At 66.0% G+C, this 15,007-nt stretch carries 15 protein-coding genes; 10 read left to right on the forward strand and 5 right to left on the reverse strand.

Features of this window, described 5'->3' with window-relative positions; all coding sequences use genetic code 11:
- The first annotated feature begins 127 nt into the window (after nt 1–127).
- The 4 genes from GGR45_RS11660 (at nt 128) to GGR45_RS11675 (ending at nt 4,853) form a co-directional block, all read left to right on the forward strand.
- A complete protein-coding gene (locus GGR45_RS11660; RefSeq protein WP_175311949.1) occupies nt 128–1,150 on the forward strand; it encodes an NHL repeat-containing protein in 1,023 nt (340 codons plus the stop codon).
- A 48-nt stretch (nt 1,151–1,198) separates the two neighbouring features.
- The gene (gene crtY / locus GGR45_RS11665) at nt 1,199–2,359 is read left to right on the forward strand and encodes a lycopene beta-cyclase CrtY (RefSeq protein ID WP_175311948.1); all 1,161 of its coding nucleotides are present in this window, start codon (nt 1,199–1,201) and stop codon (nt 2,357–2,359) included.
- Nucleotides 2,356–3,831, forward strand: coding sequence for a phytoene desaturase (locus GGR45_RS11670; protein ID WP_175311947.1), 1,476 nt, complete (start codon nt 2,356–2,358; stop codon nt 3,829–3,831). The genes crtY and GGR45_RS11670 overlap by 4 nt, the downstream gene beginning before the upstream one ends.
- Before the next feature lie 65 nt (nt 3,832–3,896).
- Nucleotides 3,897–4,853, forward strand: coding sequence for an alpha/beta hydrolase (locus GGR45_RS11675; protein ID WP_217497993.1), 957 nt, complete (start codon nt 3,897–3,899; stop codon nt 4,851–4,853).
- 103 nt (nt 4,854–4,956) lie between these two features.
- On the opposite strand, the gene GGR45_RS11680 is transcribed toward GGR45_RS11675, so the two are convergent.
- Nucleotides 4,957–6,783 (reverse strand): ABCB family ABC transporter ATP-binding protein/permease, encoded by a 1,827-nt coding sequence (locus tag GGR45_RS11680; RefSeq protein ID WP_175311946.1) that lies wholly within the window; start codon nt 6,781–6,783, stop codon nt 4,957–4,959.
- Between the two features lie 131 nt (nt 6,784–6,914).
- Between GGR45_RS11680 and GGR45_RS11685 the strand changes: the two genes are divergently transcribed.
- Nucleotides 6,915–7,145 (forward strand): hypothetical protein, encoded by a 231-nt coding sequence (locus GGR45_RS11685; protein ID WP_175311945.1) that lies wholly within the window; start codon nt 6,915–6,917, stop codon nt 7,143–7,145.
- Nucleotides 7,146–7,197: 52 nt separating this feature from the next.
- Here GGR45_RS11685 and GGR45_RS11690 read toward each other — a convergent pair whose 3' ends face one another.
- The 3 genes from GGR45_RS11690 to GGR45_RS11700 form a co-directional block, all read right to left on the reverse strand.
- Entirely contained in the window at nt 7,198–8,148 is a 951-nt protein-coding gene (locus GGR45_RS11690) for a phytoene/squalene synthase family protein (RefSeq protein WP_175311944.1), read from the reverse strand.
- Nucleotides 8,145–8,726: an LOG family protein gene (locus tag GGR45_RS11695; protein WP_175311943.1), complete on the reverse strand. Its 582-nt coding sequence runs from the start codon at nt 8,724–8,726 to the stop codon at nt 8,145–8,147. The genes GGR45_RS11690 and GGR45_RS11695 overlap by 4 nt, the downstream gene beginning before the upstream one ends.
- 269 nt (nt 8,727–8,995) lie before the next feature.
- Nucleotides 8,996–9,280 carry a CsbD family protein gene (locus GGR45_RS11700; protein ID WP_175311942.1) on the reverse strand — a complete coding sequence of 95 codons (285 nt, stop codon included), beginning with the start codon at nt 9,278–9,280 and terminating at the stop codon, nt 8,996–8,998.
- A gap of 171 nt (nt 9,281–9,451) precedes the next feature.
- Here GGR45_RS11700 and recQ point away from each other — a divergent pair, with 171 nt between their 5' ends.
- Nucleotides 9,452–11,221 (forward strand): DNA helicase RecQ, encoded by a 1,770-nt coding sequence (gene recQ, locus GGR45_RS11705; protein WP_175311941.1) that lies wholly within the window; start codon nt 9,452–9,454, stop codon nt 11,219–11,221.
- A 10-nt stretch (nt 11,222–11,231) separates the two neighbouring features.
- The gene (locus tag GGR45_RS11710; protein ID WP_175311940.1) at nt 11,232–11,744 is read left to right on the forward strand and encodes a GNAT family N-acetyltransferase; all 513 of its coding nucleotides are present in this window, start codon (nt 11,232–11,234) and stop codon (nt 11,742–11,744) included.
- A 464-nt stretch (nt 11,745–12,208) separates the two neighbouring features.
- On the opposite strand, the gene GGR45_RS11715 is transcribed toward GGR45_RS11710, so the two are convergent.
- Nucleotides 12,209–12,655 carry a helix-turn-helix domain-containing protein gene (locus GGR45_RS11715; protein WP_175311939.1) on the reverse strand — a complete coding sequence of 149 codons (447 nt, stop codon included), beginning with the start codon at nt 12,653–12,655 and terminating at the stop codon, nt 12,209–12,211.
- Between the two features lie 247 nt (nt 12,656–12,902).
- Between GGR45_RS11715 and GGR45_RS11720 the strand changes: the two genes are divergently transcribed.
- The 3 genes from GGR45_RS11720 to GGR45_RS11730 all read left to right on the forward strand — a co-directional run bounded on the left by GGR45_RS11720 (nt 12,903) and on the right by GGR45_RS11730 (nt 14,990).
- Nucleotides 12,903–13,748 carry a sterol desaturase family protein gene (locus GGR45_RS11720; RefSeq protein ID WP_217498010.1) on the forward strand — a complete coding sequence of 282 codons (846 nt, stop codon included), beginning with the start codon at nt 12,903–12,905 and terminating at the stop codon, nt 13,746–13,748.
- Nucleotides 13,714–14,034 (forward strand): DUF2141 domain-containing protein, encoded by a 321-nt coding sequence (locus tag GGR45_RS11725; RefSeq protein ID WP_415640747.1) that lies wholly within the window; start codon nt 13,714–13,716, stop codon nt 14,032–14,034. The genes GGR45_RS11720 and GGR45_RS11725 overlap by 35 nt, the downstream gene beginning before the upstream one ends.
- A gap of 71 nt (nt 14,035–14,105) precedes the next feature.
- Nucleotides 14,106–14,990, forward strand: a complete 885-nt coding sequence (locus GGR45_RS11730; protein WP_175311937.1) for a MipA/OmpV family protein — start codon at nt 14,106–14,108, stop codon at nt 14,988–14,990.
- Nucleotides 14,991–15,007 lie beyond the last annotated feature (17 nt).

Below are 15,007 nucleotides of genomic sequence, written 5' to 3' on the forward strand. Positions count from 1 at the left end.
GCAACCGGTGCCAGCCCCGCTTTGCCGGAAAAGACGCATCAGTGGCGCATCGGGTCCGGCCACCGACGGAACATACCGCCCCGCGCCACGTCTGGTTGCCGTCCCTCATTGTCCAGGAGCTGGCCCCATGCCGCCGATCGATCGCCGACAGGGCCTTTGGAGCCTCGCCGCCCTGGGTTTGGCCTCCACCCTGCCACTTGCCTGGGCGCGCCGGGCGCAGGCGGTGCCGCGCGGCGGCGTGCTGGCCGTGGTCGAAAAGGGCGAAGGTCGCGTCGCCTTCTACCGGCTGCCCGATGGCGAGCGGCTGGGCCAGGTGCCGCTGGGCGTCCAGCCGCACGAGATGGTCGCCGATGCGGCGGGCCGTTTCGCCTATATCGGCGGATATGGCGTCAAGGGCTGGCAGTTCGGCGGCGAGGGCGGGCACCAGCTATGGGTGATCGATCTGGAGGCGCGCAAGCTCGCCCGCACCATCGACCTGTCGCCGCACCGGCGCTGGCACGGGATGCGGATGGACGCCAAGGGCCGCCTTTACGCGCTGTCCGAGACCGACAGCCTGCTGGCCCGCTTCGACAAGCCCGCCACGGCGGACAGTCCCGACCGGATGATCCCGGTCGGCGGCGCGCGCAGCCATTATTTCGTGGTGAAGGGCAACGGCAGCCGCGCCTATGTCGCCGATACGATGAGCGGCATGGTCATCATGGTGAACCCCGACGATGCCAGCTTCGCGCCGGTCAAACAGCATATCGGCATCGCGCCCGAGGGCCTGGCGCTCAGCCCAGACGAGCGGACGCTCTATGTCGTCGACCGCCCGGCAGGCATCCTCCACGCGCTCGACGCGGTGACGCTGCGTCCCCGCGCCCGTAAGACCCTGCGCGGCGAGGCGGTGCGGGTGATCGTGCAGCCGGACGGCCGTCTGATCGTGTCGAACACCGCCGACAAGAGCCTGACCCGCCATTCGCCCGCGACGCTGGCCGAGGAAGCACGGCTGCCCCTGCCCGCCGCCGCGCCGGGGTTGAATCTGCCTGTCGGGGGCTCGATCCTCTATGCCGCGCTGGAGAATAACCGGATCGCCATCGTCGATCTGGCAGGCTGGAAGATCACCGGCGGCTTCGCGACCGGCGACGCGCCCGACACCGCCGTCCTTCTGTAATGGCACCGGCCCTTTGCCTTGGCCCCGCTTTACGGTAGCGGTAAGCCGATGGCTGCCAAAATCTCCTGCGATGTCGCGATCATTGGTGCAGGCCTGGCCGGGGGCCTGATCGCGCTCGCGCTGAAAGCGCGGCACCCCTCGCTCGATGTGCGGCTGGTCGACGCGGGCGAGACGATCGGCGGCAACCACCTCTGGTCCTTTTTCGGCAGCGACGTGGCCAAGCGCGATCGCTGGATCGTCGAGCGGCTCGTCGCGCATGGCTGGCGCGGCTATGACGTCGCCTTTCCGGCGCATTCGCGCACCATCAACCAGACCTATTATTCGATCGAGAGCCACCGCCTCGACGCCGAGGTCCGCAGGGTGCTGCCGCCCGAAGCCCTGGTCCTGGGCCGCAAGGTGCTGGCGGTATCGGCCACCGCCGCGGTCTTCGCCGATGGCGACCGGGTGGAGGCGACGGGCGTCATCGACGCGCGCGGGGCGGGCGACCTGTCCTCTTTGTCCTGCGGCTGGCAGAAATTCGTCGGTCAGGAACTGCGCCTCGCGCGCCCGCACGGGGTCGAGCGGCCGGTGGTGATGGACGCGACCGTCAAGCAGATCGACGGCTATCGCTTCGTCTATACCCTGCCCTTCGCCGAGGACCGGATCTTCGTCGAGGACACCTATTACTCGACTTCGGCCGAGTTGAACCGCCGTGCCATCGTCCAGCGGATCGAGCGCTACGCCGACAGTCGCCACTGGATCACGACCGAAGTGGTGCGCGAGGAGGCGGGCGTGCTGCCGGTCGCGATGGGCGGCGATTTCGACGGCTACTGGCGCAGCGGCGGGGCCAAGACGCCCAAGGCCGGAATGCGCGCCGGGCTGTTCCACCCGACCACCGGCTATTCGCTGCCCGATGCGATCCGCATGGCGGCGATGCTGGCCGAGCGGCGCGATTTTGCAGGCGCCGATCTGCACGACGCGACCTATCGCATGGCGCGCGACGCCTGGGACGCACGCGGCTTTTACCGTATGCTCGACACGATGTTGTTCAAGGCGGCGGAGCCCGATGAGCGATACCGCGTTCTCGAGCGTTTCTATCGACTTCCGCCCGACCTGATCGGGCGATTTTATGCGGGGCAATCGACCATGGCCGACAAGGCACGAGTTTTGACCGGACGGCCGCCGGTGCCGATCCTGCGCGCGATCGCGGCGCTCAGGGGTCGCGCATGAAGAGCGCGGTCGTCATCGGATCGGGTTTTGGCGGGCTGGCGCTGGCCATCCGCCTGCAATCGGCGGGCGTGCAGACGACGATCGTCGAAGCGCGCGACAAGCCGGGCGGGCGTGCCTATTATTGGGAGCGCGACGGCTTCACCTTCGACGCAGGTCCTACGGTCATCACCGACCCGGCCTGTCTGGAGGAACTCTGGGCGCTGACCGGGCGGTCGATGTCCGAGGATGTGACGCTTGATCCGGTCCACCCCTTTTACCGGCTCAACTGGGTCGACGGCACCAATTTCGATTACAGCAACGACGACACCCAGTTGCGTTCCGAAATCGCCAAGCTGAACCCCGACGACATCGCTGGCTATGGCAAGTTCCTCGACTATGCCGAGGGCGTGTACCGCGAAGGCTATGAGAAGCTCGGCCATGTCGCGTTTCTCGACTTCGCCTCGATGGTGAAGGCCGCGCCCGCGCTGGCGAAGTACCAGGCATGGAACTCGGTCTATGCCATGGTGTCGAAATTCGTGAAGTCGGAGAAGCTCCGCGAGGCCTTGTCCTTCCACACCCTTCTCGTCGGCGGCAATCCGATGACGACCAGCGCCATCTATGCGCTGATCCACAAGCTGGAGCGTGACGGCGGCGTCTGGTTCGCGCGCGGCGGCACCAATCGCCTCGTGGCGGGCATGGTCGCGCAGTTCGAGCGGATCGGCGGCGTCCTCCGGCTGGGCGATCCCGTGACCCGGATCGAGACGCTGGGCGACCGCGCAACGGGCGTCGTGACCAAGAGCGGCCTGACCATCCCGGCCGATGCGGTCGCGACCAATGCCGATATCATGCACAGCTATCGCGATCTGCTGGCCGACAATCGTTCGGCACGGCGCACGGTCAACCGGCTGGAGCGCAAGCGCTATTCGCCGTCGCTGTTCGTCGTCCATTTCGGCATCAAGGGCGCATGGCCGGGCATCCCGCACCACATGATCCTGTTCGGCCCGCGCTATAAGGGCCTGCTGACCGATATCTACGACACCGGCGTGCTGTCGGAGGATTTCTCGCTCTACCTCCACCACCCGACCGTCACCGACCCCAGCCTGGCGCCCGAGGGGCATTCGACCTTCTATGCGCTCGCGCCCGTGCCGCACATGGGCAAGTTCCCGATGAACTGGGACGAGGTCGGGCCGATCCTGGAAAAGCGCATCCTGGACGAGATCGGCCGCCGTCTGATCCCCGACATACACGAGCGGATCGTCACCAAGTTCCATTATGCCCCGGCGGACTTCGCAACCGATCTGAACGCGCATATGGGCTCGGCCTTCTCGCTGGAGCCGATCCTGACCCAAAGCGCCTATTTCCGGGTCCACAACCGCGACGATTCGATCCCGAACCTGTATTTCGTCGGCGCGGGCACCCATCCGGGCGCAGGCATTCCGGGCGTGGTCGGCAGCGCCAAGGCGACCGCCGCGCTGATGCAGGAGCGGCAGTAACGGCGCACCCACCCTCCGTTCAGGCTGAACGGAGGTAAGTTTTGGTCTTCAAACAGAGGTAGGTCATGCCGTTCGTCACGCTGCTCGCCGCTCTGATCACCGCCGCCATGCCGATCGCGGACCGGGACATCGCCGCCCCCGGCCCACAGGGGCCGCTGAAAGGCAGCTGGACCGGGCCGGAAAGTGCAAAGGTGCCGGTGGTTCTGATGATCCCCGGATCGGGGCCGACCGACCGGGACGGCAACAGTCCGCACGGGCTGAAGGCCGCCTCGCTGCGCCTGCTGGCCGAAGGACTGGCGGCCAAGGGCATTGCCAGCGTACGCATCGACAAGCGCGGCATGTTCGCCAGCGCGGGCGCGATTCCCGACGCCAATCGCGTCACGATCGACGATTATGTCACGGACGTCCGCGCCTGGGTCGCCGCGATCCGCGCGAAGACGGGCGCGCCCTGCGTCTGGGTGCTGGGCCATAGCGAGGGCGCGCTGGTCGCGCTGGCCACCGCCGCCGCCGACGCCAGGGCATTGTGCGGCGTCATCACCGTCTCCGCCCCCGGACGGCCGCTGGGCGAGGTGATGAGGGCACAGTTCCACGCCAATCCCGCAAATGCGCCCTTCCTGGCCGATGCCGACCGCGTGATCGACACGCTGGCGGCGGGGCGCACCATTCCGGCAGCCAGCCTGACCCCGCCCCTGCCGAGGATCTTCGCCGACGCGGTCCAGCCCTTTCTCGTCAACGCCTTTGCCAAGAACCCAGCCAGGCTAGCCGCCGCCGTCACCCGGCCGATGCTTATCGTGCAGGGCGAGGCCGATCTGCAGGTGACGGTCGAGGACGCCCAGGCTCTGAAGGCCGGTCAACCCAAGGCGACCTTGGTGCTGCTGCCCAAGGTCAGTCATGTGTTGAAGACGGTGGAAGGCGACAGCCGCGGCGCGAACCTGGCGACCTATGCCGATCCCAACCTCCCGATCGCGCCCGGCGTGGTGACGGCGGTGGCGGATTTCATTCAAGACCACCCAACACGATAAAATCCGCTTCGGCCAAAAAGCTGGCGCATGATGCGCCGTCTGGCTTGATGGGCGGAGCGGCCCGAATGGTGCCCGCAGCGATCAACGGCGTTACCGGAAAGGCTCACGCCAGCAGCGCGTCTTCCTCCAACTGCTCGACCTCGGCGGCCTGCCTTGCCCACATCTCGGCATAAAGCCCACCCTTGGCCAGCAACTCGCCATGCGTGCCGCGTTCGGCCACCCGGCCGCCGTCCAGCACGACGATCTGGTCGGCATGGACCACGGTCGACAGCCGATGCGCGATGACCAGCGTAGTGCGACCGCGCTCGATCGCCTGGAGCGTGGCCAGGATATCCGCCTCGGTCCGGCTGTCGAGCGCGCTGGTCGCCTCGTCGAGGATCAGGATGGGCGGGTTCTTGAGCAAGGTCCGCGCGATGGCGACTCGCTGCTTTTCGCCGCCCGACAGTTTCAGCCCCCGCTCGCCGACCCGCGTGGCGTAGCCGTGCGGCTGACGCTCAATGAAGTCGGCAATGGCCGCGCCCTTCGCCGCGCGCTCGACATCGTCCTCTCCTGCGCCCTCACGGCCATAGGCGATATTGTAGCCGATCGTTTCGTTGAACAGCACCGTGTCCTGCGGCACGATCCCGATCGCGGCACGAAGCGAGTCCTGCGCGACCACCGAGACCGGCTGGCCGTCGATGGTGATCGCGCCCTGATTCACGTCGTAAAAGCGATAGAGCAGCCGCGCGAGCGTCGATTTGCCCGCGCCCGACGGTCCCACCACCGCACAGGTCGTGCCCGCGGGCACATCGAGCGTCAGCCCCTTCAATATGGTGCGTTCGGGATCATAGCCGAAGACGACATTGTCGAACCGGACATGCCCGCCCGTCACCACCAGCGGCGGCGCGCCCGGCGTGTCGACCACTTCGGCGGGCGTGTCGATCAGGTCGAACATCGCGCCCATGTCGATCACCCCCTGCCGAATGGTGCGATAGACCATGCCGAGCAGGTCGAGCGGCCGGAACAGCTGCGACAGCAAGGTCGACACCAGCACCACGTCACCCGCCGACGCCGCCCCCCGGCTCCATTCGCGCACCACCCAGGCCATGGCGAAGCCCAGCATCAGGCTGGTAATCAAAGCCTGCCCGACGTTCAGCCAGGCGAGCGAATTTTCCGACTTGGTGGCGGCCCGCGCATAGGCGGCGACGCCGGTCTCATAGCGCTTGGCCTCGCGCTCCTCGGCGTTGAAATATTTGACCGTCTCGAAATTCAGCAGCGAGTCGACGGCATGGGCCACCGCCCCGGTATCCAGATCGTTCATCTGGTTGCGCAAGGCGTTGCGCCAATCGGTCACCTTGCGGGTGAAGCCGATGTAAAGGACGACCATCGCGATCGTCGTGACGACCAGCACCGGCCCGAAGCTGCGTCCGAAGATGGTCAGCACCAGCGCCAGCTCCAGTACCGTCGGCGCGATGTTGAAAAGAAGGAAATAGAGCATCGTGTCAATGCTTTTGGTCCCCCGCTCGACGACCTTGGTGACGGCGCCCGTCCGCCGCTCCAGATGGAAACGCAGCGACAGGCGGTGGAGATGGCGGAACACGTCCGCCGAGAGCCGCCGGGTCGCATCCTGCCCGACCATCTCGAACACCGCATTGCGCAAATTGTCGAACAGCGTCGTGCCGAACCGCGCGGCCGCATAGCCGACGACAAGCAGGATCACGAGCGTCACTGCTCCCCGGTCGCCACCCGCCATCCGGTCGACCGCATATTTGAAGGTATAGGCAGCGCCCAGCACCTGGACGAGCTTCGACAGGATGACGAGCGCCATCGCCGCCACGATCCGCACGCGTAAGCCGGGCTCTCCGGCGGGCCAGAGATAAGGGAGGAAGCGGCGGAGCGTCGGGATCAGCGGCCGGTCGGCCGTCCCGGCGGTGGGGTCGAGTGGGGGCATGTGGGCATCATGTCGGACCAGGCGCGGCCAACTTCAATGGCCGCAAATGCAAGAGGAGCCACCAGCGGTCGTCGGAAGCCCGGAACCACTCACCGCTTACCCACGTTTTACCTTTAACTGGAGGCGGTTAGATGGAACCGATTTTCTATGTGATGGCAATATTGGGCTGCGGCGACGCCAGCGTCGACTGCACCGAGGCACGGGTCGTGCCAGCCCGGTACCAGACCATGGCGCAATGCCGGGCCGACCTGGCCAACCGGATCGCCGCCAATACCGATGTCCCCTATCCCGTGATCGGCGCCGACTGCCGCCGCATGGGCGCACAGATGGCCAAGGCGGAGCGCAAGCCCAGCAGGGGCTGACCCGATCGCCGCTCCGTTCGGCCCGAGCGGCCCATGGGCGTAGGCCAGGACTTTAGCGCGGCCGCGTCCACAGCGCCGCGTCGCGTGGTGCGATCCGCATCGTGTTACGCCGCGCCGCCTGCACGCTTGCGCGGGTCATGAAGCCCAGCTTTTCCAGCTTGCCCGTGCCAACCCGGCTATCCCAGGCCCGGCGCCCCCGCTTGGCGACCTTGCGCCCGATCGCGCCATAGATCGCCGCGGCCGACAGCACGGCCCAGGCCGAGCGATAGGACAAGGCGGGCGTGCCCATCCGCGCGCTCGCCTCGAACATCGCCGCGCGTTCGGTCAGCCGCCGCGCCAGCGCGCTCAGGCCGGGCCGGTGCGAGGGGGACATGATCGCATCGGCCGCGATGCTCTTTTCCGCCAGCCACTGGCGCGGCAGGTAATGCCGTCCCGCGCCCGCATCCTCGGCGATGTCGCGCGCGATATTGGCAAGCTGAAACGCCATGCCCAGATCGCAGGCCCGATCCAGGGTCGCTTCGTCATCGGGCGCGACGCCCATGGTCACCGCCATCATGCAGCCGACCACGCCCGCGACATGATAGCAATAACGGTAGAGATCCTCCTCGGTCTCGGGCCGCCAGTCCCGCGCGTCCAGCGCGAACCCGGCGATCAGATCGCGCGGCCAGCGATGCGGCATCCCCGTCTCCGCCACCACGACGCGCAGCGCATCGAAGGCCGGGTCGCCGACCACCTGCCCCGCCAGCGCCGCCTCGGTCTTGGCGGTCAGCTCGGCCAGCCGCGCGGGCGCGTCGGCGACGGGGGTCATGCCATGGCCATGATCCTGCCCGTCGGCGATATCGTCGCAGCGGCGGCACCAGGCATAAAGCAGCCAGGCCCGCGCGCGCGTTTCGGGATCGAACAACAGGCTGGCCGCCGCGAAACTCTTAGAGCCCCTAGCGATCGAGGCCCGCGCCGCCGCCACCAGCGCGTCGCGCTCGGTGGGAGCGGCGACGCTGCTCACAGGTCGTCCGCGTTCATGCGTACAATGGGTTGGGTCGGCACATGCGCACCCATCCGGTCGAGCAGCCCGTCGAGCGTGCTGTCGACGATCAGCAACTCGCGGTGCTGCGGCCGCAGGAAACCGACTTCGCCCATCTTGTCCCAGAAGGCGACGAGATGGTCGTAATAGCCGCCCGTATTGAGCAGCCCGACCGGATCGGCGTGATAGCCGAGTTGCGCCCAGCTCAGCGCTTCCCACAACTCGTCCATCGTGCCGGTGCCGCCCGCGATGGTGATGAAACCGTCGGACAGATCGGTGAACGCCTTTTTGCGCTCGTGCATCCCGGGTACGACATGGAGTTCGGTCAGGCCACGATGCGCGACCTCGGCATCGACCAGCGCCTGGGGGATGATGCCGATCACCTCACCGCCCGCCGCCAGCGCCGCATCGGCCACCGCGCCCATCAGGCCCAGTCGCCCGCCGCCATAGACGACGCCGATCCCCCGCTCCGCCAAGCCGCGCCCCACGTCGCGCGCCGTCTCGATATATTGCGGGTCGGAGGGGGTCGCCGACCCACAGTAGATGGCCAATCGCTTCATGGGAAAACCGCTAGGCGATGGGGCCGGGTGGGGCAAGCGGGGTTGCGGTCGGTTCGCCAGGGTTCACGCCGGAAAGGCGTGCCGTTCGGCGGGCGCAGCGGGAAGCCCGGGGTGGATGCCCCCTTCTGCTGCGACCCTCAGATGCCCGATACGCTGCATTGCCGATGGGCAGACGGTCATCGAACGGCACGCTTAGCCGATCGGGCGGCTCGAATGACCATGGGCGGCGCGGACGGAAAAGCCGCCCCCTTGCCGCCCATGTTCACGGCTTACTTGCCGCGCAGCGTGTTGATGAGCGCCAGGCCCAGCACGCCGCCCAGCGCCGCCGAGGCAAAGGGACGATCGCGGACGAACTGACGCGCCTGATCGAACAGCGGGCGAACCGCCTGATCGACGCTGTCCTTGGCGTCGCCGAATACCTTCTGGGTCTTGCCGCTCAGCTGCTCGCCCTTGCCTTCGGCCTGCATGGTCTTGTCGTTCATCGCGACTCCCAGGCCTTCCTTGACCTTGCCGCCGAAATCCGTGGCCGTGCCATTGATCGTGTCGGTATTCATGAAAACCTCCTCTTGGGAAACCAGGGGTGACGGAGCGTGGAAACCCCGCAAACCGCCGATGTTTCCCGGGCGGGATCGCAGGAAAGCGATCGGGAACCGGCTATCCGGTCGTCACGACAATCGGATCGCTGCCCTTTCCCCGCCCCCATGCGCTCGCTACATGCAGCCCCGATGGTCGCCGACCCCCTTGCCAAGCTCCACGAAGTTTTCGGGTACAGCCAGTTCCGCGGGGTGCAGGAACAGGTGGTAGACCGCGTGCTCGCCCGGCAGCGCACTCTGGCCGTCATGCCGACCGGCGCTGGCAAGTCGCTCTGCTACCAGCTTCCCGCCGTGATGATGGACGGCTGTTGCGTCGTGGTCAGCCCGCTGATCGCGCTGATGCACGACCAGTTGCGCGCGGCCGAGGCGGTCGGCATCCGTGCCGCCACGCTGACCAGCGTCGACCAGAACCGGGCCGAAACGGTCGCGCGATTCCGCGACGGACAGCTCGACCTGCTCTATGTCGCGCCCGAACGCGCCTCCTCGGGGCATTTCCGCGAACTCCTCGCCTCCGCGCCACTCAGCCTGTTCGCGATCGACGAAGCCCACTGCGTCAGCGAATGGGGGCATGACTTCCGCCCCGATTACCGGCTGCTCGAACCGCTAATGGACGCCTTTCCCGAGGTGCCCCGGCTCGCGCTGACCGCGACCGCCGACGCGCATACCCGCGCCGATATCGCCAAACAGCTGGGCATCCCCACCGAGGGGATGATCGTCTCGGGCTTCGATCGGCCCAATATCCGCTACGCGATTAGTCCCAAGTCGAATGTGAACCTTCAGATCGCGCGGGTGGTCGCAGAGACGCCCGGCCCCGGCATCGTCTATGCCCAGACGCGCGCGGCGACCGAAAAACTGGCCGAGGCGCTCGCGCGGACCGGCCGTCCGGTGCGCGCCTATCACGCCGGGCTCGATCCGGCGGTGCGCGCGAAGAACCAGGCCGATTTCGTGGCGAGCGAGGACATGGTGATCTGCGCCACCGTCGCCTTCGGCATGGGCATCGACAAACCCGATGTCCGCTTCGTCGCCCATGCCGGGCTGCCCAAGTCGATCGAGGCCTATTATCAGGAGACGGGGCGCGCGGGGCGCGACGGCGATCCGTCGGTCGCGCATCTGTTCTGGGGCGCGGACGACTTCGCCCGCGCGCGCCAGCGCATGGCCGAGGTCGAACCCGAACGGCAGGCTGGCGAGCGGGCGCGGCTGTCGGCGCTGGGCGCGCTGGTCGAGACGGGCGGGTGCCGCCGCCGCATTCTGCTGCGCCATTTCGGCGAGGATTTGCCTGAGGATTGCGGCAATTGCGACAATTGCCTGGGATCACCCGATGCGGTCGACGCGACGACCACCGCGCAGAAATTCCTGTCCGCCGTGTTCCGCACCGGGCAGATGTTCGGCGCGGGCTATATCGAACAAGTGCTGACCGGCCAGTCGAGCGAGCGCAGCCTGATGAACGGGCATGAGGCGCTGTCGGTATGGAATATCGTGGAGGGCGAAGAGGTGGCGCTGCTCAAGCCCGTCCACCGCGCACTGTTGCTACGCGACGCGCTGCGCACCAATCATCATGGCGGACTGGAGTTCGGTCCCGCCGCCCGCGCGCTCATCAAGGGCGAGGCACGGCTGTCGCTGGTCCTGCCGCCCAAGCGCGAGCGAAAAGGGCGTCGTGCGGCCCCCGCCGCCGCCAATCCGGCGGACAATCCGCTGTTCGAGGCGCTACGCGCCAAGCGCCGCGAGCTGGCGCAGGAGGCGGGCGTGCCGCCTTATGTCATTTTCCACGACTCGGTCTTGCGCGACATGGCGGCGCAGCGCCCGGCCAGCCGGGCCGCGCTGTCGCTACTGTCCGGCATCGGCGCGCGCAAGCTGGATGCTTATGGCGAGGCGTTTCTGGCGGTGATCCGCGACGCAGGCTAAGTTGCCGGGCATGAGTGCCCCTACCCTGACCACAGACCGGCTGACCCTGCGTGGCCATCGGCCCGACGATCTGGACGCGCTGACGGCCATGTGGGCCGATCCGGCGGTGTATGGGATGATCGGCGGCAAGCCTCGACCTCGGGAAGAGGTTTGGATTCGGCTGCTCCGCTCGGTCGGGCAGTGGAGCGTGTTCGGCTATGGTGCCTGGGTCGTGTGCGACCGTGAGACCGGCGAGGTGTTGGGTGACATCGGCCTGCTCGAATCGCGGCGCGCGATCGTACCCGAACTGACCGTGCCGGAGGTGGGGTGGACGCTGTCCCCGGCGGCGCATGGCAAGGGCTATGCCGGCGAGGCGATGCGCGCGGTACTCGGTTGGGCGGAGGCGCAGGGGATCAGCCGGACATGCTGCATCATCGATCCGGGTAACGCCGCGTCGATCCGACTGGCGGAGAAGCTGGGTTACGCCGCGCCGGTCGAGGGGGTTTATCACGACCGGGTCATTTTGGTTTTTCACCGGGGGTGACAAGCCTCAGTGACCCGATCAACGTTCAGTTTACTCCTCCTTGATTAACGCTATCCAAAAAAGAACGAGGCTAGCTGATGCCTATGGTCATGCAATGGAGGTCGTCCGGCATATGGGCGCGCAGAGCAACAGTTCGATGATGTAAAAGCTATTGCCGAATTGTGCGATGGGTGGCGACGTCCTGGCCTACCGAACCAATTGCTTTGATTGCGGTGGCAGCAGGGTAATTTTCTTCGCCGCGAATTGCGATGATTAGCGTAGCTATTGCTAACACCACTGCAGCAGTTCCGAAGAGTGCCCATCTAACTACAGCAGCGACATCCCAATGAATGGTCGTTGAGCAAGTCTGCCCAGCAGAAAATGTTGACTTCGCCCCGGCCGTCTTGCCAGCAGCCTTCGATCGCCGACTCGGAGGAGTAGCGTTGTTTTCTGCGGCGAGATCGAGGCGGGAAGCCATCAGCTGATCATGATCCAAAAGTCTCCTGTGCTTGCGCCACGAAGGCTAGAGGCATGTCAGCCGCTAGACGTTTTGCGAGATTGTCGAACGCAAACACACGTTTGCCGTCTGTCAGTTTGTCACGTTCGATCAATCCTGCCTTCACCATCTTGTGAGTGGCGCGCTGGACGGTGCGAAGGTCGACGCCCATCCGCTTGGCGATCGTGGTCGAGCGAGGAAATACGGGCTTCTTAGGATCCCACCAGTGCGCAAGCAGGTTGATCAGGACCAGCATGTCGGTCGGATTTAGCTGATACTTCGACTGGAGCCGTAGCAGCGACATCGGGACAGCGACAAAGCCGGATCCTTCGTTGACCGCGCCCTGCCACTTTTCCTTCACGGTGATCTTCGCTTCTTCAAGCGTCTCATGGTCACTTAGAGAGCCCATCGTTGAAGGGGAAACCGGATCAATCATGTGGCCCATCTATGCATTGAGTTAATAGTTTAACAGGGGGTCTATCTAATAGGTGACATTGATGTCGCTTTTTTTGAGCAATGAAACTTTTTGGGGGGCATAGGTTTCGATTTCGCTCCGCCTCACCGACGTCGGGTAGCGTTCGCTCAAACAAAAGCCCGGAGCCAAGACGTTCGCGGTTCAAGCCCCGCCCCCGATAGGGTACAAGACCCCCGTGACGCTTGCCCTGATCCTGTCCGCCATCGCCATGACTCTGATCGTCGGCGTGCGCTATCTGCTCGCATCCGGGGCGTTCGCGCTGGCGACCAGGGCGCGGCATCCGAATCTCTATACCGGGCTCGATCCGCAGATCCGGCGGGAGATCGGCTGGAGCCTCGCCTCCGCCGCCATTTACGGTGTGCCGGCAGGCATCGTCGCCTGGGGCTGGCAAAATCGCGGATGGACACGGATTTACGCCGACGTCCACGCCTATCCGCTCTGGTACTGGCCGGTATCGGTCCTGCTTTATCTGGTCGCACACGATACCTGGTTCTACTGGACGCATCGCTGGATGCATCGGCCCGCCGTCTTCAAGGCCGCGCACGCCGTCCATCATGCCAGCCGCCCGCCGACCGCCTGGGCCGCGATGGCCTTCCACCCGATCGAGGCGGTGACCGGCGCTGTGGTAATTCCGCTACTCGTCTTTCTGATTCCGATTCATATCGGCGCGCTCGGCTTGGTGCTGACCGTCATGACCGTTATGGGCGTGACCAACCACATGGGTTGGGAGATCTTTCCGCGATTCCTGTGGCAGGGGCACCTGGGGGGGTGGCTCATCACGGCCAGTCATCATCAGCGGCATCATGAGCAATATGGGTGCAATTATGGACTCTATTTCCGGTTCTGGGATCGACTGTGCGGGACGGACCACGGACTCGGCGATTTCGGACGCGCCCATGCGCAGGCCGCGCGCCGTGTGGCGGGGCTTAGCGCTGATGCTGGCCGCCCTGCCGCTGGTGAGCGCCGCGCCGGTCAGCCGTTTGGACATCGGGATCGACCAGTTGCGCTCGGCCAAGGGGATGATCCGGCTGTGCCTGACCGCCGACCCGGATAACTTCCCGCAATGCGTCGACGATGCCCGCGCGCTGACCCGGTCGGTCCCCGCCGGCCAGCGGAGTATCGGTCTGGATGGCCTGCCGCATGGCACCTATGCCGCCGCCGTCATCCATGATGAGAACAACAACGCCAAGCTCGACACGCTGGCAGGCATCCCGCGCGAGGGTTTCGGATTTTCGCGCAATCCGGTGATCCGTTTCGGCCCGCCGCGCTTTTCGGCGGCGCGGTTCACGCTCGATTCTGTTGCCGAAACACAACAGATCAGGATGCGGTACATCTTCTGACACAATTGCCGGAGCAAAATCGTCACCGTAACGTTGCATTTCGGATAACCGAATTCAGGGAGTTTTCCGTCTTGCGCCAATTTCCGCGCGTCTCCGCTACGCTGATCGCTCTGGGCGTGCTGTCCCTGTCGGCGCCCGCCCTTGCGCAGGACGCCTCGTCCTCCAGCAATCCGGCCGCCACCGAAATGGCGGGCCAGCTGGGCAAGAACACCGTCACCGTCGGCTTGGGCGCGGCCTATCTGCCGTCCTATGAGGGGTCGAAGGATTACCAGTTCAGCCCCGCGCCCGCCGCGCTCGCCTATATCGACGGGCATACCATCACCTATATCGGCAACCGCCTGTCGGTCGACCTGATCGGCGACAAGGCCAATCGCGACTGGGATATCCAGGCCGGGCCGATCGGCGTCGTCAATCTCGACCGCACGACCACCTCGGGGATCGATGATCCCCGCGTCCGCGCGCTGGGCAAGATCGGCGCGGCGGTCGAGCTGGGCGGCTATGTCGGCATTGGCAAGATCGGCGTCGTCACCAGCCCCTATGACCGGCTCTCCGTCTCGGTCAGCTATCGCCATGACGTGACCGGCGTACATGACAGCGGCATCTGGCAGCCTTCGGTCAATTACTTCACCCCGCTGTCGACCAAGGCGGCGGTCGGCCTGTTCGCCACCGCCGAGCATGTCGGCCGTGGCTATGCCCGCCGCTATTTCTCGATCACGCCGGACCAGAGCGCAGCAAGCGGCCTGCCCGTCTACAACGCCCGGTCCGGGTGGAAGGACTGGTCGGTCGGCGGGCTCGCCACCTATTCGATCACCGGCAACCTGTTGAAGGGATGGAAGGTCGTCGGCGGCCTGACCTATGGCCGGATGGTGAACGATTTCGGGGACAGCCCCATCGTATCGCAGGCCGGATCGCGCAGCCAGTGGCTGAGCGCGCTGGGGCTGGCGTACACGTTCTGAGTTTCGATCCTCCCCTG

The organism is Sphingomonas zeae, from assembly GCF_014197135.1.
Classification (GTDB): domain Bacteria; phylum Pseudomonadota; class Alphaproteobacteria; order Sphingomonadales; family Sphingomonadaceae; genus Sphingomonas; species Sphingomonas zeae.